Here is a 7,889-nt window from a genome sequence, read left to right on the forward strand (position 1 = left end):
CCGGCCAGACCCGCGGACGCCCAGACGGTGGCCAGCCAGGCCAGCGCCAAGCCGAACGCCGAAACATTGAAGAACATCACGACCTCGGCGACCACTGGAAGCGGGGCGAGCTTGCTCACCGCGGTGTAGGTCTTGGCCAGCGCCATCGACACGTACTGATATATCCCCGTCAGCACCGGATACTCCATGTACCGCACCGCGGGCCGGCCGTCGTAGCGGACCTGCTGGGCGCCGGTGGAGTCGGTCTCGATCCAGCTCGACTTGTAGGGAAACTTGCCCTGACTCAACAACTCCGCGCCGTAGAGCGGCACCGTGTCGGAGTAGCACAACTCGTAGTAGGCGCGCTGGTTGTCCCAATTGGCCACGCGCTGATCGCCGGTGCCGGTGCCGGTGCTTTGCAGGCAGGCCGCTTTGGTCGACCAGCCGAGCGCCAGGAAGACCAGGCCGATCAAGAACATCACCCGCAGCGGGGTCATCAAACGAGCGCGGCCGATCAGCGCGTGCCGGCCGACGGGTCCCCCGACGACCTCCGAGAGCGCGGCGCCCAGAAAATCGGTGCGGCTCGGGCAGTCTCGGTTGCCGAGGCTACGCAGATCCGCGGCCAGCGGCCGCGGTGCGATGGTGGCGCCGTGTTCCGCAGCCTCGGTCACGGTGGCGGAGGCGGAGCTTGGGGTCCACCCGGCGGGACACCACCACCCGGTGCGAAACCGCCGCCCGGCTCCGGCGAGGCCGGCGCGCCGCCCGCGGGAGGTGGTGGCGCCAGCGTGATCGTCGTGGGCGGACCGACCGGGATCGTGATCCCGGGCGCCACCTCGATGGTCGGCTGGATGACGGTCTCCGACGGCGGCGCCTTCGGCGGGGGCGGCGGCGCCGGCACACCCGCGTAGCCGCCGATCTCGGTCGGCTTGGGGAAGGATTCGTTGGAGGTGCCCTTGAGCGCCCCGTCCATGGTGGACTTCCAGATGTCCGATGGCAGCCCCGATCCGTAAACCGGTGAACCCGAAGCGGTTACGAGCGGCACGTCGCCTTTGGCCGTGCCCAGCCACACCGCCGTCGACAGCGACGGTGTGTAGCCGACCATCCAGGCGTCCTTGTCCGAGTTGGTGTCACCCAGCTGCGTGGTGCCAGTCTTGGCCGCCGATGCCCTGCCGCCGGCCAGGGCGTGGCCGCGCGAATAACTGGCGATCGGCACCATGGCCGCGGTCACGTTGTCGGCAACGGCCTTGGGGATGCGCTGCTCGCCCTTGTTCTCGGACGTGGCGGCGTCGAAAAGCACCTGGCCGTCGGAGTTGACCACCTTCTGCACGAAATGCGGCCGGTGATAGACACCGGAGGCGGCCAGCGTGGCGTACGCCGATGCCATGTCGAACACCCGGGTTTGGTACTGGCCCAACACAATTCCATTGTTCGGTGGTCCACCCTTGCCGTCCTCGGACAGCGTATGGGCCACGCCGGGGAAACTGGTCGCGATGCCGGCTCGGTGCGCGGCATCGGCAACGGCCTGCGGTCCCCCCTTGAGTTTGAGCATCAGCCGGTAGTAGGAGGTGTTCAATGATTGCTTGAGCGCCTGGGCGATGTTGCACGTCCCGCAACTTTCACCCTCGACGTTCGTGATCTTGATGCCGTCGACGGTCAGTGGCGAACTGTCCACCTGAAAGCCCAGGCCGATCCCTTGCTCGAGCGCGGCAATCAGGCAGAACACCTTGAACGACGACCCGGTCTGCAATCCGGCCTGAGCGAAGTCGAAACCGTTGGCGTCGCTGCCGCCGTAGTAGGCGCGGATGGAGCCGTCGTGCGGATCGACCGACACCACCGCCGTGCGCATGTCGGGGTCTTGGCCGTCGAGGTATTTCGACACAGCCTTTTCGGCGGCCTGCTGTGCCTTGGGGTCGATGGTGGTGGTGACCTGCAGCCCCTGGGTGTTCAGCGTCCGCTCGTCAATGTTGAACAGCTCCATCAACTCTTTGGTCACTTGACGCTCGATCAGCCCATTGGGCCCGGTCGTCTGGTTCTGCGCGCGCGCCTGATCGGGCGGTACGGTCTGCGGGAAGACCTGCGCGGCACGGTCGTTCGATGACAGCGCCTTGGTCTCCACCATGCCGTCGAGCACCCAGTCCCAGCGCGCCACGGCCCCCTTGGGATCGACGGCCGGGTCCAGTGTGGATGGCCGTCGAATCAACGCCGCCAGCAGCGCTCCCTCCGAGACTGTGAGCTGCTCGACGGGCTTGTCGAAATAGGCCTTGGACGCCGCCGAAATGCCGTAGGCACCTCGGCCGAAGTAGATGATGTTCAGATAGGCCTGCAGCACATCGTCTTTGGACCACTCCCCCGACATCTTGGTAGCGATGACCAATTCCTTGGCCTTGCGCATCAGACCGCTGATGCCGTGTTGCGCCGAACCCACCAGCGCGTTTTTCACATATTGCTGGGTGATTGTCGATCCACCCTGCAGGTCGCCGCTGCCGAAGAGATTGTTGTTCACTGCCCGCGCGAAGCCGCTGAAGTCGAACCCGGGGTTGGAATAGAAGTTGCGATCCTCGGCGGCGATCACCGCCTGGCGGACGTGGACGGGCACTTGATTCAGGTTGACATCGACCCGATTGCCCTCCGGCGGAATGATTTTGGCGATCTCCGAGCCGTCGCTGGCGAGGATGGTCGAAACCTGGTTGGTACGAAGGTCACCCGGCTTGGGAATGTCGACGATGAAGTACGCCATGCCAAAGGTGACGATCGGCAACAGCACCAACACCGCGGCACACAGGTAGGCCGCCCGCCGTACCCACAGCCAGTTGATCTGCTGGGTCCATGTCCAGTCGCGCCACCCTCCGACCCCCCGGCCGCCGGGCCCACCGGGCGGAGGGGGAGGTCCGCCGGGTGGGCGCCCTCCGAGGCTCGCGCGCTCCCGCCGGTCGGACGCCGGCCCCCGGCTGTCCAAGGCGGCCTTGACCTCGTCGAGTGCGTCACGCCGTAAGGGCGTCGACGGGGGGCCGGCCAACGCCGCTTTGACTTCATCGATGGGGTCGGAGCGCCGGGGTGCCCGGTCATCTCTGACCGGCGGCAGGATGGTGGTCAGGCGATCGTCAGGCGGACCCTGGCGGCGGCGGTTGGCCGCCGGCGGCGCGTTCCGTTGTCCGGGATCCCGAGGACCGGCATCCCGACGCGCGGGATCCGGACGCTCGTCATTGCCGCGGTTGCCCACCTGCTCAGCCGCTGGCCCAGGTTGGTCACCGGACGACTGGCTGTGGCGTCCTTCGTCATTCGAGGTCATTCAGTGGCCGTGCGGGCGCCGTTGCGTGCCGTCCGCGAGCGCCCGGTGCCCCTGGGAGGAGATGCCGGGCGCACCGCACCGAGCACATACGACTTGACGAGGTGATTCCAGCTGCACGTGCGGCACACCTCCACCACGTGGACCGCGAACTCCTCGAACCGGGTTGCCAGCATCACCAACTCTTCGGCCGTACGCGCCGAGCCCGAGACCGGGCCCAGGTGTTCACCGAACACCCACGACACCAGCGTCAGCTGCTCCTTACGGCAGATCGGGCACATGACCTGGCTCGGTTTCCCGTGAAACTTGGCGGCGCGCAGCAGATAAGGGTTCGCGTCACATACCTCGGACACACCCGTGCGGCCCGAGTACACCTGGGCCAGCAGTGAGCGCCGCCGAAGCGCGTAATCCACCACTTGTCTCTGCAGTCGCACGTCCACCAGAGTACGACGCCATCCCGGCCAGTGATACGCAACCAAATGTGTGGCGGCCCGCCCGCGGTGATCGGTGGTGGTTGCGGCGCCGAACCGGGACCGGACTTCTACGATCATCTCCGTGGCGAAATGGCTCGGGACAGCGCTGGCTGGTGGGGTGACGGCGACCACGCGCGCCAAAGACACCGACCGTCAGGACACCTGCACGATCCTCGACAACGCACTGAGCGACGGCGAGGTCTCCGCCGAAGAGCATCGGGAAAGGGTCAGCGCGGCCACCAAGGCGGTGACGCTGGGCGATTTGCAGAACCTGGTGAACGACCTGCAAAGCAGCACCGGGCGACAACTGCCTGCGCTCGACTCGCGGCCCAAATCGCTGCAGCTGGGTGGGTGGCGCACGCTGGCGATCGCCTTCGTCGTGTCGGTACTGCTGGGTGTGGGCATCGGGTGGGGCCTCTACGGCAACACCCGCTCGCCGCTGGACTTCACCACGGACCCCGGAGCGAAACCCGACGGGGTCAACGCCGTGGTGCTGACCCCGCCCACGCAGCTGCACTCGGTCGGCGGCCTCACCGGACTGCTTCAGCAGATGCGCAACCGGTTCGGCAGCACCATCGGCTACCGGCTGGTGATCTACCCGACCTATGCGGCGTTGGACCGCCCGGACCCCTCCGACGACCGCCGGGTGCTGGCCTACACCTACCGCGGCGGGTGGGGCGATCCGACCAGCTCGGCCAAGAGTTCCTCGGATGGTCCCGTCCCGGTCGACCTGAGCAAGTTCGACGTCAACGCGGTCGTAGGCATTATGCGTGGCGCCCCCGAGACCTTGCGCATGAAGCCGTCCGACGTGAAGACCACGTATCTGATCGTCGAGCCGGCGACAGACCCGACCACGCCCGGGGCCCTCACGCTGTCGGTGTATGTCTCCAGCGACTACGGCGGCGGCTACATCGCGTTCAGCGGTGACGGCACCGTCAAGCAAATGAGTTTGCCCAGGTAAAGGCCGGTCCCGCCGGCGCAGCTCGAGTCCGCGCGCTGTGACGAATTGCAAACCAACACGAAGTGGTGTTGTGGCTAATATATCGAGACGATACGATTGCGCGAGGCGTCGGACCATCGTAACTGGCCGTGAAAACCTTTTGGAGGGGGTGAATCGATGCTGGAGCTTGCCATTTTGGGTCTCCTGATCGAGTCGCCCATGCACGGCTACGAGTTGCGCAAACGGCTGACCGGTTTACTCGGCGCGTTCCGGGCGTTTTCGTACGGTTCGCTCTACCCGGCCCTGCGCCGCATGCAGGCCGAAGGGTTGATCGCCGAGAATGCCGCCCCGGCCGGGACGCCTGTCCGGCGGGCCCGGCGCGTCTACCAGCTGACCGACGAGGGCCGTCGGCGTTTCGGTGAGCTGGTGGCCGACACCGGTCCCCACAACTACACCGACGACGGCTTCGGGGTACACCTGGCGTTCTTCAACCGGACTCCGGCAGAGGCGCGGATGCGCATTCTGGAAGGCCGTCGCCGTCAGGTCGAGGAACGGCGGGAGGGTCTGCGTGACGCCGTGGCGCGGGCCAGTAACTCGTTCGACCGCTACACCCGCCAGCTTCATCAATTGGGGCTCGAGTCCAGTGAGCGCGAAGTCAAGTGGCTCAACGAGCTCATTGCCGCGGAGCGGGCTATGCCCGGCCTCTCCGAGCAAACATAAATCCCCTGCACGAACCAAGCATCCCAGTCAGGTCAGAGGTTAGGAGAACGCCCAAATGAGTGAGCATCAGCCGCCAAAGGCGGAAGAGGCGCAGTCGGAGGTACGAGTCGCCATTGTCGGCGTCGGCAACTGCGCGTCTTCGCTGGTTCAGGGCGTGCAGTACTACTACGACGCCGACGAGAACAGCGCCGTGCCCGGCTTGATGCACGTGAAGTTCGGTCAGTACCACGTGCGCGACGTGAAGTTCGTGGCCGCGTTCGACGTGGACGCCAAGAAGGTCGGGTTCGACCTGTCCGAGGCCATCTTCGCGTCGGAGAACAACACCATCAAGATCGCCGACGTGCCGCCCACCAACGTGACGGTGCAGCGCGGCCCGACACTGGACGGCATCGGCAAGTACTACGCCGACACCATCGAGGTGTCCGACGCCGAGGCCGTCGACGTGGTCCAGGTGCTCAAGGACGCCCAGGTCGACGTGCTGGTGTCCTACCTGCCGGTGGGTTCCGAAGAGGCCGACAAGTTCTACGCCCAGTGCGCCATCGACGCCGGCGTGGCGTTCGTCAACGCCCTGCCGGTGTTCATCGCCTCGGACCCGGTGTGGGCTAAGAAGTTCGCCGACGCCGGTGTGCCGATCGTGGGCGACGACATCAAGAGTCAGGTAGGCGCGACCATCACCCACCGTGTGATGGCCAAGCTGTTCGAGGACCGCGGCGTGCAGTTGGACCGCACCATGCAGCTCAACGTCGGCGGCAACATGGACTTCCTCAACATGCTCGAGCGCGAGCGGTTGGAGTCCAAGAAGATCTCCAAGACCCAGGCCGTGACTTCCAACCTGCAGCGCGAGTTCAAGACCAAAGACGTGCACATCGGCCCGTCCGACCACGTCGGCTGGCTCGACGACCGCAAGTGGGCCTATGTCCGGCTCGAGGGCCGCGCCTTCGGTGACGTGCCGCTGAACCTGGAGTACAAGCTCGAGGTCTGGGACTCACCGAACTCCGCGGGCGTCATCATCGACGCGGTGCGTGCCGCCAAGATCGCCAAGGACCGCGGCATCGGCGGCCCGGTGATCCCGGCGTCGGCGTATCTGATGAAGAGCCCGCCGCAGCAGCTGCCCGACGACATCGCGCGCACCCAGCTCGAAGAGTTCATCATCTCGGGCTAGCCCCTTTCGCGACCCGCGAGCGTAACGGCAGGGCGATCTTCACGGCCGGAATTCGCCACAGCGTTACGCTCGCGGGCCCTCATTAGGTGCCATTCGTCGACACGACGCTGTGCAGGTGCTTAGCATCATCTCTCGATGACCGTTCAGCCCGCGGCGTTCCTCCGCACCACGCTCCCCCTCGACCTAACCCGGCTCGACGAACTCGACAGCGGCCGCTACCACTCGATCTGGCTGCCCGATCACATGGTCAGCTTCTGGCCCGACTCGATCTGGACTCCCGAGTTCACCGACCTGGCCACCGCCTCGCCATCGCCGCATCGCCACCTGGATGGGCTCGCGGTCGCGGCCGCGGCGGCGGTGCTGACCGAGCGGGTGCCGCTCGTCAGCGCCGTGGTCGACACGGTGCGCCGCCATCCCGCCATGCTCGCGCAGACGGCGCTGACGATCGATCACCTCGCCAAGGGGCGCTTCATCCTGGGCCTGGGCAGCGGCGAGAGCGAAAACACCCTGCCCTACGGTTTCGACTTCTCCCGTCCCGTCAGTCGTTTCGAGGAAGCCCTCGCGGTGATCCGGCTGCTCTGGCAGAGCGACGGCCCGGTCGATTTCGACGGCCAGTTCTATTCGCTACACCACGCCCGCCTGGACACCGAACCCTACGGGGGCCGACCTCCGCAGATCTGGATCGGCGCCAGCGGCCCCCGGATGCTCGACATCGCCGGCCGGCACGCCGACGGGTGGTGGCCGGCGGGCGCCTGGACTCCGGGGCACTACGCCGAGATGCTCGCCGCGGTAAGGGCATCCGCGGACCGCGCCGGCCGCGATCCGATGGCGATCACGCCGTGCTTCATCCAGGTGTGCCTGATCGGTGAGGACGACGCCGCCCTCGCCGAGATCCTGCAGGCTCCCCTGGTTAAGGCGTTTCTGCTGCAGGTCTCCGCAAAAACGTTGCACGACTTCGGTTTCGAGCATCCCATGGGCGACGATTGGCGCGGCTTTCAAGACATCGACCCCGCGGTGCTCACCCGGGACCGCATCGTCGAGTTCCTGCACCAGGTGCGACCCGAGATGGTGCTGTCCGTCGTGCCCCACGGGACGCCGAAAGAGGTCGCCAAGATCGTCAAGACCTTTGTGGACGCGGGGCTGCGCGTACCCAAGATCCTCGATTACGGCGCCATGGCCGGGCTGAAATACGCGCAGGCGTCGGCGGCAAACGTCCGTGCCGCCGAGGACGAACTCATGCGGATCTGCGGAGACCTGACGTGACAACACTTTTGGACGCCGCGGAGATGCTCACCGCCGCCGAGGCGGAAACCGGGCTGCGCGACTACG

6 protein-coding genes and 1 pseudogene are annotated in these 7,889 nt (G+C 66.4%); 4 read left to right on the forward strand and 3 right to left on the reverse strand.

Annotation, left to right across the window (positions count from 1 at the left end):
• From Q0W90_RS21345 to Q0W90_RS21355, 3 genes and pseudogenes are all read right to left on the reverse strand, one after another.
• Window positions 1–650: pseudogene (locus Q0W90_RS21345) on the reverse strand (hypothetical protein); the annotation flags it as partial.
• A complete protein-coding gene (locus Q0W90_RS21350; RefSeq protein WP_297776421.1) occupies window positions 647–3,268 on the reverse strand; it encodes a transglycosylase domain-containing protein in 2,622 nt (873 codons plus the stop codon). The pseudogene Q0W90_RS21345 and the gene Q0W90_RS21350, both read right to left, overlap by 4 nt.
• Complete coding sequence (locus Q0W90_RS21355; RefSeq protein ID WP_297601882.1) at window positions 3,265–3,699, reverse strand: DUF5318 domain-containing protein; 435 nt, start codon at window positions 3,697–3,699, stop codon at window positions 3,265–3,267. The genes Q0W90_RS21350 and Q0W90_RS21355 overlap by 4 nt, the downstream gene beginning before the upstream one ends.
• Before the next feature lie 121 nt (window positions 3,700–3,820).
• Between Q0W90_RS21355 and Q0W90_RS21360 the strand changes: the two genes are divergently transcribed.
• From Q0W90_RS21360 to Q0W90_RS21375, 4 genes are all read left to right on the forward strand, one after another.
• Window positions 3,821–4,699 carry a DUF1707 domain-containing protein gene (locus Q0W90_RS21360; protein ID WP_297601880.1) on the forward strand — a complete coding sequence of 293 codons (879 nt, stop codon included), beginning with the start codon at window positions 3,821–3,823 and terminating at the stop codon, window positions 4,697–4,699.
• A 156-nt stretch (window positions 4,700–4,855) separates the two neighbouring features.
• Window positions 4,856–5,398: a PadR family transcriptional regulator gene (locus Q0W90_RS21365; protein ID WP_297601878.1), complete on the forward strand. Its 543-nt coding sequence runs from the start codon at window positions 4,856–4,858 to the stop codon at window positions 5,396–5,398.
• Window positions 5,399–5,453: 55 nt separating this feature from the next.
• A complete protein-coding gene (locus Q0W90_RS21370) occupies window positions 5,454–6,560 on the forward strand; it encodes an inositol-3-phosphate synthase (RefSeq protein WP_297700972.1) in 1,107 nt (368 codons plus the stop codon).
• Window positions 6,561–6,695: 135 nt separating this feature from the next.
• Window positions 6,696–7,823 (forward strand): LLM class flavin-dependent oxidoreductase, encoded by a 1,128-nt coding sequence (locus Q0W90_RS21375; protein WP_297776426.1) that lies wholly within the window; start codon window positions 6,696–6,698, stop codon window positions 7,821–7,823.
• Window positions 7,824–7,889 lie beyond the last annotated feature (66 nt).

Origin of the sequence: Mycobacterium sp. (assembly GCF_025933915.1) — a bacterium.
GTDB lineage: Bacteria > Actinomycetota > Actinomycetes > Mycobacteriales > Mycobacteriaceae > Mycobacterium.